This is a genomic window from Bacteroidota bacterium (assembly GCA_016711505.1).
Classification (GTDB): Bacteria; Bacteroidota; Bacteroidia; order AKYH767-A; family 2013-40CM-41-45; genus JADKIH01.
Window position 1 is genome coordinate 22413 of record JADJSV010000018.1, and the last position, 15846, is coordinate 38258.

A 15846-nucleotide genomic window follows, 5' to 3' on the forward strand; every position below is an offset into this window, starting at 1 on the left:
CCTTGTCCGTGTCCATGACTAACCATGTTCACCGGAATACCGTCAACATGAAGCCACATCCGTTCCGTGATCACAATCGAATCCACGGATGAAGATCTGTTCAGCCTTTCCACCACCTGCATGTTGTGCGATGAATAATCCAGGGACAAGTCTCAACATGTCCTGAGCCGAATTCTTCGGTCTGTTTTCAAAATCTATCGCCGATAAATGTTTCGAAGAAGCCGCACTCACCGGACGTTCGGCTGCAACGGAAACAGTTGGCAAACTGATCGATTTGACAATCATTCTTGTGTCAATGATTGTCGATTGATCTTTAATGATAGTCACTGTCCTGGTAAATGATTCATAGCCGAATTTTGAAAACGATACATCATATGTTGCTTCATTCAGATTTTGAATAACAAACTTGCCCCGTGCATCTGTATGAGTATGAATTTCTGTATCGTCAATTTTTATCAGAACATCAGAAATTGGTTCATCAGATATTGAGTCTTTCAATTGACCTGTCAATTCCTGAGCCGAACCATTCATGATTGTGTTAAGGATAATGAACAAAATTATGTACAATTTTTTCATGGGGATCTTATTAAATTCGGGGATTCTACTTTTTAAAATAATTTATAAGTTTTGGTTCAGCTAAAACTCTCATAGTCTGGCAACCGGTAATGGCTTGAGTTACTAAAACTGAAAATTGTTTCTGAAGATGTTTATCTATAGCTGTAAGAAGCCGTGAGAAGAATTCACTTTTTAACCAAATGAATCTGATACTACTTTAATTATTTGAACACCGTTCAACAACAAGTATCCCTGCAACTTTAAACACTAAACAATTTTCGCCAATCGAAAAACCAGCTATTCAATTAGAATTTAGGTGGCGGAATTAAAAGTCCAAGAAATCCTTCCAACGTATCCAGCGTTTTAAAGTGATTAAAAACAATTTTAGCTGACAAGAAAATTTGATCATCGCAGAACCTTCGTCAATACAGGCAAAAACAACATTGGAGGTGACCAATGATTCCGGGAGTGGTTTTGATTGCTTGTTTTTTTCATGCTGACGGGCAATGTCGTTTAGTGCAAAAAGTATATTCGTGCGTGGCGGTAAATTATTGAGTTTGCTATTCATTGCAATTTCGGATTGCTTCTGAACAAAATAGTTGATCATCGTCGGCAATACACCACCAACGGCGATCAACATCTGACTCACTAAAAGAATAATTGCAATTGATTTACGCATGACTTCTAAATACACCTGAAATAAATACGAACTTATAGATGATTAGGCCCGTTAGGGCCATAATCCTGTTCCTCGTGGACTCCAAGCGCGGCGGACACCCTTTAAGGGCGAACTCTTTAAAAACACAACTTTTTCGGCATCAAATGATGGTTCTTTTATATGATAAAATTTTTAACACTGAGATTACTGAATTATTAAAAACAAGAAGAGTTAATGATCATTATGAGACTATAGCTATCACATAGGCGTCACTTAATTTTTGTTGATATCTCTACAGGATGGCTTTATTCAGCTTTAGCTGACGGAGAAAAAAAGGAGTAATACTGCGGCTTGCCACTTTTTTCAATGGTATGATGGATTATGGTGTCATGAGCTAAACAGGCTACTACATTCTTTTTTAGTCCGTCAGCAAAGCTGACTGCAATAAAGTTGGCGCCAGTGCATTATTTTCGATATATATAAATAAATTTAATTTTACGTCTGTGCGATAGCTATCGGGACAAATGATACTTCGCTTCACTTGGCCCTTGTGCTGACTTTTAGTGATCTTAGTGTTGAGTTTTTTACCGGGCATTTATCCGTATCTTCGCACTATCAATGAAAAAGTCATTCTTAATTTTTTCTTGCTGTTTTCCGGATTGCTTTTCGCAAACGGAAAAACTACGTCTGTAAATTCATTGCAAAAGATGCTATTGTTAAAAACACCGACGACTTTTCAACGACTGCCGGAATCGTTTCCAATTTTCTTTCTGTATTCGAAGAAGGAATTATTCAACCGGGAACGGAATTGTCCATTCCACTTTTAATCCTGTAACGGACTGTTAATATTGGTTCATGTAATTCATCTGTCACAACACAGAATAAAATTAACAGGCAAAATCAGTTTCAATTTCTTATCACACCGTATGCTGATGTAAAACCTTCAACGGATCTACATGTTTTTCTGCGGGTGCTTCTTATCTGAGATTTTCCCTTTTCCTTTATTAATAAATCTGCTTTATCCGTTGCAAAGTTCGCTTGTAATGAATTTAGCTATTTCACTTATTTCAAAAATAAATATTTATGGAAAATAATATCGACCATCTGAATGATGGTGAAAAAAAATCCGGATTCGGAATGGTATTCTTGTGGGTTGGAATTGTAATTGTAGCACTTGTTGCTTTAAAATTACTTGTCTTCCCTGATTCAAAATAGTTTTTTCAGGAGGTTTGATTCAAGCCGCATGGAGAGTGTGCGGCTTGTTTTTTTAACTTAATGTCATCAAAATAACATTTAAAATCTATCGCTTGGTTTTAAACGCTGACTGAGCTTTCTTTTGAATTCTCTTTCCTGCTGCTTGAATATCAGGCAAATTTAATTTACCTTTTTCCAATTCCAATCTCTCCTTTTGCAAATTCAATTTGTCAATAAAATCAATGAACTCCAATTTACTTTTAGAGTCCAAAATTTGATTATTAATCAATTGATTGAAAAAATCAGAGAAAAATATAAGAAACTTTTCTCTCTTTAAAATATCTGACACGTCCGTAATATTCCGATCTAGGCTAAAAGAATTATAAATAATCTTAGACACTCTGTCAAATTCTGCCGGTTTAATTGCATTTTTCTGTTGTGCTTCTTTTATTGCCATTTTTAAATTTCCTCCATTGTTACCAACGTATAATCGTTCTCCTTTGTTACTGCTAAGATATTAAATCTTGTATTGGGAAGAAATAAAATTTCGAATTCATTTTGCGAATCAATGCCATATTTGCTAATTTCTTCGATTTCCTTGCCCGTTTTTGACACTATTCTGAACATTACATTTCCGCTAAATTGCATTGCAATTGAACGCATTTTACTTGTAGAAATAAACGGGTACTCAATAATTTCCATATTGTTTTCCAAGGCTTTTTTATACTTTTGTAATTCACTTTCTGTTAAGAAAACACCACGATAAACTAGACCTTCATAATTTGGTAGTTTCTCTAATGCTTGAGCCAATAATAAACCAAATTGGGTTTCGTTCTTGCCTTTTTTCTTTCTCAACTCTGTATTAACTTGGTCAAAACCATCATCGGAATATTTATATATTAACGCTTTTTCATACTTGTTAAGTTCGGAAACTCTTGAATTTCGCGCACTTCTTTCTATCTCCCTTAATTCAGCAGAAAGATTTTTTTCAACATAAGTTTTCGGTCGTATCAATCTTAAAGCCAAAATTTTTTCACAATTATAATTAATAATTTTATTGCTTCAATACAAAAATATTAATGTAACTCATTCACATGAATCGCCTTCAGAATTTTTTTATCAATATAAAAAGTTCCAAACGGAACTATACAGGCAATCAAAACCTTCATCGTTGTTCCCATGAATTTCCATTTTTGTTCAACACCAACCTGTAGAGCGTTAAAGACAAATAACAAAAACAACGCTCCATGTACCGGACCGATTGATTTTACCAGACTATGGTCGTCCATCCAGTATTTCATCGGAACAGCAATAAGTACAAGAAGCAAAAGCGAAGTCCCTTCCAGAAAACCAAGTAATCTGAGGCGTCCGACTGATGAGTTGAAATATTTTTTCATATATTATTCAATTATGATTAACAATATTTTTAATGACGTCTTTTTGAAATTAACTGCCCCCTATTTCCAAAAAACCATCTTCACCCCCAACAAAATAATGATCACTCCAAATGTCCGTTTCAATTGTTCCGGTGAAAGTGAAATTGCAATCTTACTTCCGAAAAAACTACCGATCACAAAACTCAGACAAAGTATTCCTGCAACTTTGAAATCTACCGCTCCGGTCTTATGATAATTGTAAACTGCCATAAATCCAATCGGCGGAAGCATCATCGCCAACGAAGTTCCCTGTGCTGCATGTTGTGTCATCCCTAAAAAATAAACCAGACACGGAACAACGATCAGTCCGCCCCCAATTCCAATAAAGCCACTGAAAATTCCCGCAAATACTCCTACGATCAGAATGATGATTACTGTTTCCATTTTTTTTCGGTTTGTACTGTTAAGTGTGTCCATGACTTTATTAAATTAAATGTTCTAAGTTATCAGGTTTGCAGGTTGCGAACCTGATAACCTGATAACCTGATAACCTGCAAACGATTTTACCGAGACAGTTCGCCTGCCAAATTATTTGTCAGCTGTTTTTTAATGTCTTTCAATTTCGGATAACGGGCAAGAAGAAACATCATCTTCGTAATAGCCGCCTCCGTTGTCATATCGCCACCGGATACAACTCCAATATTTTTCAATCCTATTCCTGTTTCATACTTGGTCTGATTGACCATTCCACCACTGCACTGAGAAATATTCAAAACTATAATTCCACTTTTAATTAATCGCTCAATACTGTCAAGAAACTTTTTTGTCGATGGCGCATTGCCGCTGCCAAATGTTTCCAGAACAATTCCACGCAAATTTTTTATTTCAGACAATGCATCAATTACACTTGGCGATAAACCCGGGAAAAGTTTCAACACTAAAACATGTTCGTTGAAACCACGGTTTATTTTGAATTTCTTTTTGGGTTTTGGTAAGATCATTCGTTCATCAAAAACCATTTCAACTCCCGCTTCCGCCAACACAGGAAAATTCAAAGACTGAAAAGCATCAAACTTACTCGACGTAAATTTCTCTGCTCTGTTTCCTCTGAATAACTGACTATTAAAATAAATACAAACTTCAGGAACCAATTTTTTGGATGCCGCTATTTCAATCGCTGTAATGAGATTTCTTTTTGCATCTGTACGGATCACTCCAAGCGGTAATTGCGAGCCGGTAAGTATAACCGGTTTCGACAAATTCTCCAGCATATAACTTAATGCAGAAGCTGTGTACGCCATCGTATCTGTCCCATGTAAAATCACAAATCCATCGTATTGCTGATACTTTTTTTCAATGATCGTTGCCAGTTCTTCCCAGAAATCCGGTTGCACATCAGACGAATCAATCGCTTTGTGCGATGCATGAAATGCAATATGACAATTCAAATGCTTCAACTCCGGAATCTGATCAGTGATCGTACGGAAGTTGAATGGAATCAACGTCCGCTTCTTATGATCACGGATCATTCCTATTGTTCCGCCTGTGTAAATTATTAGAACTTTTTTCTTCATCCGAAGATTTTACTTTAAAGATTATCTTTAACACTAAGTTCACTAAAATTCGTCACAAGAACACATACATCCACTTGTGCTCTTGTGCTAAAAACTTAGTGAACTTAGTGTTTTATTTTTTCACACACCAAACAACTTTTTTGAGTTTTCTGTTGTAACTCGCGCCACCTCCATCACCGAACATTTATAAATCTCCGATAACCTCTCCGCTACCTTTACTATATATGACGGTTCATTTCTTTTTCCTCTGTACGGAACCGGTGCAAGATAAGGTGCATCCGTTTCCAAAACGATGTGCTCTAGCGGAATGTTTTCAATCGCTTTATCAACGCCACTGTTTTTAAAAGTCACTACCCCACCTATTCCTAGCATAAACCCTAGATCAATTGCCTTCTTCGCCTGTTCTTCTGTTCCCGTGAAGCAATGAAAGATCCCTTGAGGGTGCTCTTTCTTTGTTTCAACTAACAAATCATATGTTACATCAAAAGAATCTCTCGTATGAATTACAATTGGCAGGTTTCTTTCATTGGCCATCTGGATCTGAAGCGAGAATGCTTCTTTCTGTTGCTCCAAAAAAGTTTTGTCCCAATATAAATCGATTCCAATCTCGCCGACTGCCACAAAACTTCTTTTATTCAGCCAGCTTTCGACCAGTTCAAGTTCCTGCTTCCAGTTCTCTTTTACATAACAAGGATGCAAGCCCATCATTGCAAAAGCTTTTCCCGGATACTTTTTTTCTAACGCCAGCATTGGTTCTATGCTGGTACTATCAATATTCGGCATAAAAAACCGTTGAACTCCCAAAACTCCCGCTTGATCTACCAATTGATCCCTGTCTGCATCGAATTCTTCCGCATAAAGATGGGTGTGCGTATCTGTAATAATCATCTTTTATATTATCGCTGTAAGTTTATCTTTGCACCTCTTTCAGTGCCTTCGGGCATAAAAGTAATAATTAATCGGCCTTCTTTCAGATGAAATTTCTTCTGCTTCGTTTCTCTTCAATCGGTGATATCGTGCTCACTTCTCCGGTGATCCGTTGTCTGAAAAAACAAGTTCCAAATGCTGAAATCCATTTTCTGACTAAAAAAAGTTTTGAGTCTGTTACAAGAAACAATCCTTATCTTTTTAAAACATTTCTATTCGAAAACAATGTTGAAGAGGTTCTGGATCTTCTTAAGATCGAGAAGTATGATGCTGTGATCGATCTGCATCATAATTTCCGGACACTAAAAGTAAAGCGCGCACTGGGTGTGCCTTCGCATTCATTCGATAAACTTAATATTCAAAAATGGCTGGCGGTAAATTTCAAAACGAAATCGCTGCCGGATAAACATATTGTAGATCGGTATCTTGAAACAGTTTCTTCTTATGGAGTAAAAAATGATGGCGAAGGGCTCGACTATTTTATTACTAATGATGATGAAAAAATAATTTCTACTCTTCCGCCGGCTTTTCAAAACGGATATATTGCCTGGGTGATTGGCGCAAAGCATGCTACCAAACAATTGCCTTTACTAAAGATGATTGAGATCGCGAAAAAAATTAAAATGCCTGTCATCTTACTTGGTGGTAAAGAAGATGTACAGCGAGGAATTGAAATTGTTTCGCAGTTTAGTGTTCCGGTAATTGATGGCAGTGGAAAATTTTCTCTGAATCAATCTGCAGCTATTGTAAAACATTCACATCATGTCATCTCCCACGACACCGGACTGATGCATATCGCTGCAGCATACAGAAAAAAAATTGTTTCTGTATGGGGAAATACAATTCCTGAATTCGGAATGTATCCTTATCTGCCAAAAGCTTTGCACGCTAACAACAAAATTTTTGAGATCCGAAATCTACCCTGCAGACCGTGCTCTAAGATCGGTTTTGACAAATGTCCCAGAGGGCATTTTAAGTGTATGAATCTACAGGATGTGGATGCTATAGCGAATGCATATATTGATAGTTAGGATTTCGACTCTGATTTTTTTTTAACACTAAGATCACTAAGTTTTTAGTACCACCACCATACCTATCGGGACAAGAGTGATTCATTTTTCATAAGTGCTCTTGTGACAAATTTTAGTGTTCTTAGTGTTAAAAAAAATTCGAAGGTATACTCTCTCCACTATAAAATCTCTATTCAAAAACAACCTTCTCCACCCTAACACTCCTATTCCCCTCATCAGCTATCCTCAAAAAATAAACTCCCGGAGCAATTGACTTTCTATCAATATAAAATTCCCCCGAAATAATTTTTTCACTCCTCAATTTTCTTCCATCAATTCCCATCAAAGTATAAGACCAGTCTTTTACATCGCTTATATTAAGTGTACATTTTATCCGGTCAATTGAAGGATTTGGAAAAATTTTGATCTGAAGATCTGAGTACTCAGGAATGCCCGGAGTAAGATTCCTGTAAACTATGTTTGTGTAACATCCCATCGCATCAACAATCCCATCGCTTGAATAGAATGCAATTCTTCCTGCTCCAAACCCTGAATCCAATCCAAAGGGCATAATAAAACTCTGACTGAACACACCATTGACCACATTTACACTTGTATAATACAATGTATCATCCCAAACATAAAAAGGACTCGGTACTCCCGGATTTCCGGTACTTGAAGAATCATTTCCTAAAGTCATATGAAGAGTTTTAGTATTGAACACTGTCATATCCATAAGACCATTATAAGATGACAACAATGAACCGTTGCTGTCACGGATCTCTCCTGAAATCTGTACCGCTTGGCCTGAACTCAAAGTGTCAGAATTTATCGAAGTTACCACTACCTCATTTTCCGGAAATAAAATTCTTACTGCCGGATCTCCCAGTAAACTGACTGAACGTATATACGGATCGACGGACACATCCTTCTTGGTATTTAAAAAAGCCTCACCCAGACTTGGCCATTTGCCGGAAGATCTTTCAAAGAGATTCTTATTCATCCTTGTTACAAAATTATTATTACTCGAAGAGTATGCTAATCGCGTAGGCGCTATACTGGCAATACAACCGCCCGCCTGATTAACTATTGCTGTACTTGCAGCAGAAGATACAAACGGATCATCAACCACATTAAAGGCTACTGTTCCGGCCAAAATCAAAGGAAGATTAGAAATGTTGGTGACACTATCAAGAAACTCATATTCCAGAATTCTTTCCTCTGCCCATCCTTGAGAATTACCATGACCCATGTATTGAATAACAGCACTACCTTGTTGAAACGCTTCCTGGATCTTCAGATTTGCGTCCGGATAAGTATCAGAATTCGTAATGGTATCATGATGCTGAATAAATTCATCAATATAAATTTTACAAATATTTAGTCCGCAGTCAAAACCTTCAATTCTATTTGCATGCATATCTGATTGAATTAAATGAATATTATAATCCTGATCATCGGCTACTGCAGTTACTTTTGTTCTCCAGATTCCAAAATCAGAACCAGAACTATATGCCATTATTTTATTTATAACCTGTGCTTCCGGCGAATTTCTAACAGGTAGTCTTCCAATTGCAAAGTCGGGAATTTCATTGGTGTAAAATTGCCCTTCGGATGAATCCATCAGAGTATAAAAATCATCCGTACAATACGTTTGTGTCTGATTAATAGAACCCGGTGATTCATGAATAGGAACGAAATTTTTTCCTTGCCCTAAAATATTTTTATAATCATAGGACGGCGACCCAAACATCAGAACATATTTTAATGAATCCGAAGGTGAACTCGCAGAATGATAAACTTGCCTGAAAAAATCACGGATCGCTACTACGTCCTGAGCTCCGGAACTATATTCATTATAGATCTGCTGTGGTATTACGACTAATGTTGAAAGATTATCATTTGTAAAATGATATTGCGCAAGTGTTGTTGCTTCATTTATAAATGATTCGTCCGTAACAATGATCATGTTTTGATTTACAATAGAATGTAAATTCTGATTTGGAACGCTTCCGATAAATGTTGGCCGTATAAAATTACTTCCATCAAACGCTATAAATTCACGAAGTGAATCCGCTGCTGAATTAAAACTGATCAATGGCCCGTTCACTGTGTAGAATTGATTTCTAACGTCACTGAATGAACTTACATCCCAGATTTTTATACCTGTATTTGCAATCAGATCATATTTTACAATTCTTCCCGGACCGGTTTTTCGGCTATCACGAAAACTTAAAGGTGAGTCATCAAAGATCAAATTGCAAATAGAGTTTATCTCAATATAATTTAACCAGCCTACTGCATTTGAATTTGATGATTGTAGTAGTAATCCTAAACTATCCACTGAGGAAGGGACATAAGCATATCTGCTGAAATTAACAAGTGATGCATAATTGTCCTGTGCAGTCGTTCCTACAGCAGGAATAGGTTGTAATGAGCTTGATCCATTGAATGAAAAAATGAGTGATCCTTGGCCGCTGGTATCTTTGCCGGCAAAACTTATATTAAAAGTTGTTGAATCTATTGGGCTGATATTTTTCAACATGACAGGGAAAAATATTGTTTGTCCTGAAATCACATTAAAATGTTCTCCATACCACTCTTGTCCTGAATGAAGAAAATTTATCTGCTCTGATTCATGAACTGCATGTCCTGTGTAAGTTGTAGTGCTATCAGTAAATGTTACCGGACTTTGCTGGTCTGTAATCCTTTTGCCTGGAACACTTCCAACTGTGAGAAAAAAATAAGTGCTGTCAGAATAATGATTTGTATTATGCTGAAAGCGCCATGAGCTTGTCGGACTTCCTGTTACTTTCCAGGTAATCTGAGAATGATTGTAAAAGAAAATTGTATCGCCTACATCGAAGATTCCATCTGATTCTCCATTGATTTCAATTGCCATTTCCTGAAGATCTTCCGGTCGCGGATCGCTGTTTAATAAAGGCAATTCTCCCGGACCATTTCCATAAAGTGAAATGTTTCTCGGATCAATTGTCGATACAGGAATTCCAAGAGCTACCAGATCATTATAAGTGATGATATGAATTCCTGTTTCATAGGCCGAAAGCTTATACCAGTTACCGGTACTCAAAACTGAATTGCCTGCTTTCGTAATTGTACTAAAATTCAAAATTAAAGCAAGAATCAGCCCTGCTTTAAAAGCTAGTGCGTTTTTCATTGGTGCGTGTGGTTTAAAAAAGAATTAGAAAGAGTGTATGGAAAGTGGTTTTCCGTTTTTGGGAAACGTAAGATTAGAAGAAAAATTGTTGAAAAAAATAAAACACTAAGTTCACTAAGTTTTTAGCACAAGAGCACAAGTGTAGTTTTAAATAATCATGTGCTCCGCTATCAGGATTGTGACTATTTCAAAGTGAACTTAGTGTTAAAAAAATCAATGCCGTACATTCTCAAATTAACCACCTACTCGCTCACCAAAAACTTCCCAACCCTACTCCTGCCCCCATCCTTCATCTTAATTAAATACATATACATCCCGCCACTGAAATTTTCAGTTGCTATTTCAATTGTTCCACTAGTTGATGTAATTTCTTTTTTCATCATCAATTGACCAAATGAATTATAGACCACAAATGCATCACCGACATTCGCAAGATGAAAATTCACCACTGCTTTTTCTGTCGCCGGGTTTGGATAAGCCTGAGAAAGGAAAATGTTTAATGGCTTTGAAGTAACTCCCGTATTCGAACTCAATGTCTCTATTGAAAGGTCATCAAAATAAAATCCGTCGAATTCCGCAAACGCATCACTCACAAGTAAAAAACGAATCTTAATATTTTGTCCGATATAATCATTCAGACTCACCGTTTCTTTTACCCAATCAATTTGAGTTCCTTCATATGATGGCTCACCGAAGATCGTTCCCTCTGTTGATGGTTGTGTATATCTTCCGCACAATGGTGTCCATGTAATCCCGTTATCTGCCGAAGCCGACAATTGCACGTAGTCAAACCCTTTCTCCGTAATCCATTTTGCATCGAAAGTCAGCGACGCATTAATTACTCCTGACAAGTCAACATTGTTTGCAAGCACAATCTCATTAAAGCTACTTGGAAAATAATCGGAAAATGGAGAATCCGTAATTGATGTTGATGCTGAAACAAAAGACTCTGTCGTTGTATCCCAAAAAGATCCGCTGTTCCAGTTCGCAAGATTTGAACAATCATCTATAATGAGTGGCTGAGGTATGCCATAAGTCTGAATGATCGTATCACTTTCAGTGTATGAACCATTGTCACATGTTACGATATAAATAACCTGATCACCATTAGAAACTGTAGGATCAAGATTAAATGAAATCGAATCACGTGAAATCTGCAGCGATGTTACATTGGTATAAGTACGGGCCGATCCAACAGAAATAACATTTGCAGAAACCGGAGTGAGACTAACTGTAAAAGTTCCTGATGTGTCCAGACCGAGAACATTAAAATCATATGCAAAATAATTTCCAAGTTGTGCAATATTCAAGTCTTCGTTATGTGTGACTCTCGCATATTTAGTCGCAAGTTTCGGAAGCATTAGATTAGCATAGATATTATCATTTGCCAATGGAATGATCCTGTCCGGTGCTGGCCAAAATCCATCTGTCTGCAATCCAACTTCCGGAGTCCATGCAAAGATCTTTGGCTTTAATGATTGTTCACCATACATCCAGTCATCGGAATTTCCATTCACAACATAATTTACAGTTTGATTCGGCGGACCAACATGATAATTATTTTCCGCAGTCAAAGCATTTCCATAAATTGAATACTGCGCTGAATCGACCGGGTACAGATCAGGAATATAACCGAAAGGTTGAACAAGATGATTTCCATATGTATGATAGTTCAACGCATATTTAAACTCGTGTGCAATTGAAAAATTACTGATGGCCTGTGTTTCAGGTTCTGAAAATGGAGTTGTGCCTCTATAGGTTTCATCACTTGTAAGGGGCGATGAGCCTGTATCATCAAATCCCCAGAAGTAATCGTAATTTCTGTTCAGGTCAACACCAAACTCGCCATCCAGATTATCTCTTCTGTTCTTCCGCCACATACCACCACCATTAGGTGCTATCAACTGATTATACATATATCCATCAGGATTCAGACATGGTACAAAAAACATTTCTGTATTATTCACCAGCGATTGTATCGTAACGTCTGTGGAATAATTTTCTAATAAGTACCACATATAATAGATCAATTGCGATAATGATTCTGCTTCACGCGCATGGTGTACTGCTGTATAAAGTATTTCCGGTTCTGATTCATCAACTGTAGCATTGTCAGAAATTTTTACATAGTAGATTGGATTACCTTCAATAGTAAGGGTCGGATCGATCTGTTGTTTGACTGTGATCAAAGTCGGATAAAGCAAAGCCATCGAATCAATGATATTTATCATCTGGTCGTAAGAAAAGTATCCGCCCATTTCACCAAGATAGAAATGAGATGGCGTAGTATATGTCGGACCCGAGGATCCACATGTTGCACTACTTACTCTTTGTTGAGCAGAAGCAGATTGTTGAGCGCGCTCACGATAATATTTCTGAACGTCGTCAATAATTATTTCTGTCCGGAAGCCCCCTTTATTTATTCTGTCCAATTCGCCTTCGCTGAAATCTGAAACAAACCAAGTACCACGTTTATACTCGCCTTCCAGTAAGTCCACACCTAGTTTTGCAAGTTGCGTTGATGATTTCCCATCAAACCAGATCTTAACCTTCCGGTATTTTTGTTGTTGAGAAAATGAAGTTGATGAAATAATAATAAGCAATAAGAGAATACTGAAGATCTTTTTCATTTTACTGTGTGGATTATTCTAATTAGAAATAGTACTATGGCTTTATGCGGAACAAGATAAGAAATTGTCGAGTATGATAAACGTCAAGAAAAACATCTTATGAATCAATAATATAATAATTAAAATAAATAGCGCAGATTTTGACATTAACATGAGGTTTTTTTAAATTATTAATTCTACTCTCAATTCTCATTTTCATAACAAAATCTTATTCTTCTTTTGTATCCATAATAATGATTCTGCCAAAAGCCGCATGGGAAGCGGCTTTGCGGCTACTGCGAGAATCATTATCTCAATAAAAATATTCACTACTAAACATTCAAAACAATGATCAAGAAATTATTACTCACTGCGCTGCCAATTATTGCCTTCGCTTTTTTCACAAGCGAACAAATGAGCGACAATGGTAAAGCTGCAAAAACAGGTTCTCCTAATGAAGTTTACTGCGACGATTGTCACGGTGATTACTCACGCAACACTGGTGGAGGTTCAATTACAATTTCTTCACCTTCAATGACGGGTTTTCAATATACACCCGGACAAACTTATAATATGAGCGTAACCGTTTCTCGTTCGGCCAATAGTTTATTTGGTGTGGGCATTGAAGCATTAACATCTGCAAATCAAAATGCGGGAACATTAAATATTACAGATGGTGCATCTACTCAAATAAAAAGTGCAACTGCAGGTGGTGTTTCGCGCCGAAATATCGTACATACTTTAGATGGCGGTGCAACTGCAAATTCAAAAGTCTTCAACTTCAGCTGGACTGCTCCTGCTGCCGGTACGGGTAACGTTACCTTCTATTTCGCAGGTGTTGCCGGAGATGGCGATGGTAATGAAAGTGGTGATTATGTTTATTCAGGTACGCAATTGGTTTCGGAAGTAACTTGTTCCGCACCGGCTCAACCTGGCTCTATATCTGGTTCGGCAACTTTATGCAGCGGAACGTCTGCTACCTACTCTGTTGCTGCTGTGTCCGGAGCAACTACTTATACATGGAATTTACCTTCCGGCTGGACAGGAACATCAACAACTAATTCGATCAGCGTAACATCAGGAAGTTCTTCAGGAAATATTTCTGTTGCTGCCAACAATGCATGTGGTACAAGTATTGCTGCAACTCTTGCAGTAAGTGGAAGTACATATACTCTTTCATCAAGTATAACAAACATTTCTTGTAATGGCGGAACAAATGGTTCTGCTACAATTACACCTTCCGGTGGTACTGCTCCTTTCACTTATTCCTGGTCACCTTCCGGTGGCTCTGCCGCAACTGCTAATAATCTTGCTGCCGGAACTTATGTTGTAACTACAACAGATAATACCGGTTGTATCGCTACTAGTTCCGTTGTGATCACTCAGCCGGCAGCTATTGTTGCTTCAGCCGGAGCAAATCAATCTGTCTGCAATGGTAGCTCTGTAACTATCGGCGGTGCTCCTACTGCTTCAGGTGGTGCTGGTTCTTTTACATATTCATGGAATCCTGCAACCGGACTTGACAATGCAACATCTGCAAATCCAATTTGTACTGCCAGTGCTGCAACAAATTATGTTGTGACAGTTACAGATGCAAATGGATGTACCAACACTGCTGCTACTTCAGTAACGCTGGGTAGCTCTACTCCTGCAACTATCACTTTCAATGCAGGTGTGCTTGAAGCGTCTGCAGGAAATTCATACGAATGGTATTTCAACGGAAACTATATTCCCGGATCAAACACTCAGACCTATACACCTACTGCTGATGGAATATATGCTGTTGTAGTATATGATATTTCCGGTTGCGTTAGCGTTTCACCTGATTATACATATGTTCAGACAGGAATTACTAATAACGATCTGTCGACTGTATTCAACGTATATCCAAATCCGGCTTCGTCGTTAATATCATTCTTAATGAGTAATGCAGATAATAACGGAATCGTAAATCTTGTCGATATAACCGGCAGAATTGTTCTTACTCAAAAAGTTTATAGCGGAGTCAATACAATGGATGTTTCTTCTGTTGCGAATGGTTCTTATATTCTTCTTGTTAAAAATGGGGAGAAGAATGAATTGGGTCGAGTTATTGTAAGAAGAGACTAGATTTTTAAGACTAATAAGTTTTTTTAACACTAAGATCACTAAGTTTTTTTCTCAAGGGCACATTGTGTTCTTGTGACAAAAATTTAGTGATCTTAGTGTTTTATTTTTTACACAGATTTTTATTTCAACTATTCAAATAACTTCTTCAACTCCGTAGCCTCCGCAGGTTTCATTTTCCCTGCAAGTATCAACGATAATTGTCTGCGGCGAAGCGCACTGTCAAAACGCTGCTTTTCCTCATGCGTCTCAGGAACTAACTGCGGAACATTTATCGGATTCCCCAACTGATCAACTGCAACAAAAGTATATATAGCCTCATTGCATTTTATTTTCTGACCGGTTGCATTATTCTCTACCCACACATCAATAAAAACTTCCATTGACGAACTGAATGCACGTGAAACTTTTGCATGCAATGTTACTACTTCTCCTAATTTGATCGGCTGATTGAAACTTACATTGTTCACACTTGCTGTTACTACGATACGGCCACAATGACGGTGAGCTGCAATTGCTGCTGCAATATCCATCCAATGCAATAAACGGCCTCCCATTAAATTTCCAAGTGTATTGGTGTCGTTTGGTAAAACCAGTTCGGTATTTATAGTAAGTGAATCGTGGGGACTTTTCGGTTTTAAAGACATATTGTAAATATT

General features: G+C 37.5%; 13 protein-coding genes. 2 read left to right on the forward strand and 11 right to left on the reverse strand.

Going from position 1 to position 15846, the window contains the following annotated elements; all coding sequences use genetic code 11:
- Positions 1–42: 42 nt before the first annotated feature.
- The 8 genes from IPL24_16150 to IPL24_16185 all read right to left on the reverse strand — a co-directional run bounded on the left by IPL24_16150 (position 43) and on the right by IPL24_16185 (position 6245).
- Positions 43–576, reverse strand: a complete 534-nt coding sequence (locus tag IPL24_16150) for a carboxypeptidase-like regulatory domain-containing protein (GenBank protein MBK8365134.1) — start codon at positions 574–576, stop codon at positions 43–45.
- A gap of 304 nt (positions 577–880) precedes the next feature.
- Complete coding sequence (locus tag IPL24_16155; GenBank protein MBK8365135.1) at positions 881–1234, reverse strand: hypothetical protein; 354 nt, start codon at positions 1232–1234, stop codon at positions 881–883.
- Between the two features lie 1279 nt (positions 1235–2513).
- Positions 2514–2864: a hypothetical protein gene (locus IPL24_16160; protein MBK8365136.1), complete on the reverse strand. Its 351-nt coding sequence runs from the start codon at positions 2862–2864 to the stop codon at positions 2514–2516.
- Between the two features lie 2 nt (positions 2865–2866).
- The gene (locus tag IPL24_16165; protein ID MBK8365137.1) at positions 2867–3433 is read right to left on the reverse strand and encodes a hypothetical protein; all 567 of its coding nucleotides are present in this window, start codon (positions 3431–3433) and stop codon (positions 2867–2869) included.
- 50 nt (positions 3434–3483) lie between these two features.
- Positions 3484–3804, reverse strand: coding sequence for a DUF3817 domain-containing protein (locus IPL24_16170; protein ID MBK8365138.1), 321 nt, complete (start codon positions 3802–3804; stop codon positions 3484–3486).
- A 60-nt stretch (positions 3805–3864) separates the two neighbouring features.
- Positions 3865–4227, reverse strand: coding sequence for a sulfite exporter TauE/SafE family protein (locus IPL24_16175; protein ID MBK8365139.1), 363 nt, complete (start codon positions 4225–4227; stop codon positions 3865–3867).
- A gap of 119 nt (positions 4228–4346) precedes the next feature.
- A complete protein-coding gene (locus IPL24_16180) occupies positions 4347–5357 on the reverse strand; it encodes an asparaginase (GenBank protein MBK8365140.1) in 1011 nt (336 codons plus the stop codon).
- Positions 5358–5477: 120 nt separating this feature from the next.
- Entirely contained in the window at positions 5478–6245 is a 768-nt protein-coding gene (locus IPL24_16185) for a TatD family hydrolase (protein MBK8365141.1), read from the reverse strand.
- Between the two features lie 86 nt (positions 6246–6331).
- On the opposite strand from IPL24_16185, the gene IPL24_16190 reads away from it, so the two are divergent.
- Positions 6332–7315: a glycosyltransferase family 9 protein gene (locus IPL24_16190; GenBank protein ID MBK8365142.1), complete on the forward strand. Its 984-nt coding sequence runs from the start codon at positions 6332–6334 to the stop codon at positions 7313–7315.
- 169 nt (positions 7316–7484) lie between these two features.
- Here IPL24_16190 and porU read toward each other — a convergent pair whose 3' ends face one another.
- Together porU and IPL24_16200 are read right to left on the reverse strand one after the other, a co-directional pair.
- The gene (gene porU / locus IPL24_16195) at positions 7485–10472 is read right to left on the reverse strand and encodes a type IX secretion system sortase PorU (GenBank protein MBK8365143.1); all 2988 of its coding nucleotides are present in this window, start codon (positions 10470–10472) and stop codon (positions 7485–7487) included.
- A gap of 242 nt (positions 10473–10714) precedes the next feature.
- Complete coding sequence (locus tag IPL24_16200; protein ID MBK8365144.1) at positions 10715–13102, reverse strand: immune inhibitor A; 2388 nt, start codon at positions 13100–13102, stop codon at positions 10715–10717.
- A gap of 327 nt (positions 13103–13429) precedes the next feature.
- On the opposite strand from IPL24_16200, the gene IPL24_16205 reads away from it, so the two are divergent.
- Positions 13430–15190, forward strand: a complete 1761-nt coding sequence (locus IPL24_16205; protein ID MBK8365145.1) for a T9SS type A sorting domain-containing protein — start codon at positions 13430–13432, stop codon at positions 15188–15190.
- Between the two features lie 128 nt (positions 15191–15318).
- Here the strand turns inward: IPL24_16205 and IPL24_16210 are convergent, their stop codons facing one another.
- Positions 15319–15834: an acyl-CoA thioesterase gene (locus IPL24_16210; GenBank protein ID MBK8365146.1), complete on the reverse strand. Its 516-nt coding sequence runs from the start codon at positions 15832–15834 to the stop codon at positions 15319–15321.
- Positions 15835–15846: the final 12 nt, after the last annotated feature.

What these genes read in the sequence shown, in the direction of transcription:
- IPL24_16155 (MBK8365135.1), bottom strand. Translation starts at nt 1,234, where the DNA reads ATGCGTAAATCAATTGCAATTATTCTTTTAGTGAGTCAGATGTTGATC.
- IPL24_16175 (MBK8365139.1), bottom strand. Translation starts at nt 4,227, where the DNA reads ATGGAAACAGTAATCATCATTCTGATCGTAGGAGTATTTGCGGGAATT.
- IPL24_16210 (MBK8365146.1), bottom strand. Translation starts at nt 15,834, where the DNA reads ATGTCTTTAAAACCGAAAAGTCCCCACGATTCACTTACTATAAATACC.
- IPL24_16200 (MBK8365144.1), bottom strand. Translation starts at nt 13,102, where the DNA reads ATGAAAAAGATCTTCAGTATTCTCTTATTGCTTATTATTATTTCATCA.
- IPL24_16190 (MBK8365142.1), top strand. Translation starts at nt 6,332, where the DNA reads ATGAAATTTCTTCTGCTTCGTTTCTCTTCAATCGGTGATATCGTGCTC.
- porU (MBK8365143.1), bottom strand. Translation starts at nt 10,472, where the DNA reads ATGAAAAACGCACTAGCTTTTAAAGCAGGGCTGATTCTTGCTTTAATT.
- IPL24_16150 (MBK8365134.1), bottom strand. Translation starts at nt 576, where the DNA reads ATGAAAAAATTGTACATAATTTTGTTCATTATCCTTAACACAATCATG.
- IPL24_16205 (MBK8365145.1), top strand. Translation starts at nt 13,430, where the DNA reads ATGATCAAGAAATTATTACTCACTGCGCTGCCAATTATTGCCTTCGCT.
- IPL24_16160 (MBK8365136.1), bottom strand. Translation starts at nt 2,864, where the DNA reads ATGGCAATAAAAGAAGCACAACAGAAAAATGCAATTAAACCGGCAGAA.
- IPL24_16170 (MBK8365138.1), bottom strand. Translation starts at nt 3,804, where the DNA reads ATGAAAAAATATTTCAACTCATCAGTCGGACGCCTCAGATTACTTGGT.
- IPL24_16185 (MBK8365141.1), bottom strand. Translation starts at nt 6,245, where the DNA reads ATGATTATTACAGATACGCACACCCATCTTTATGCGGAAGAATTCGAT.
- IPL24_16180 (MBK8365140.1), bottom strand. Translation starts at nt 5,357, where the DNA reads ATGAAGAAAAAAGTTCTAATAATTTACACAGGCGGAACAATAGGAATG.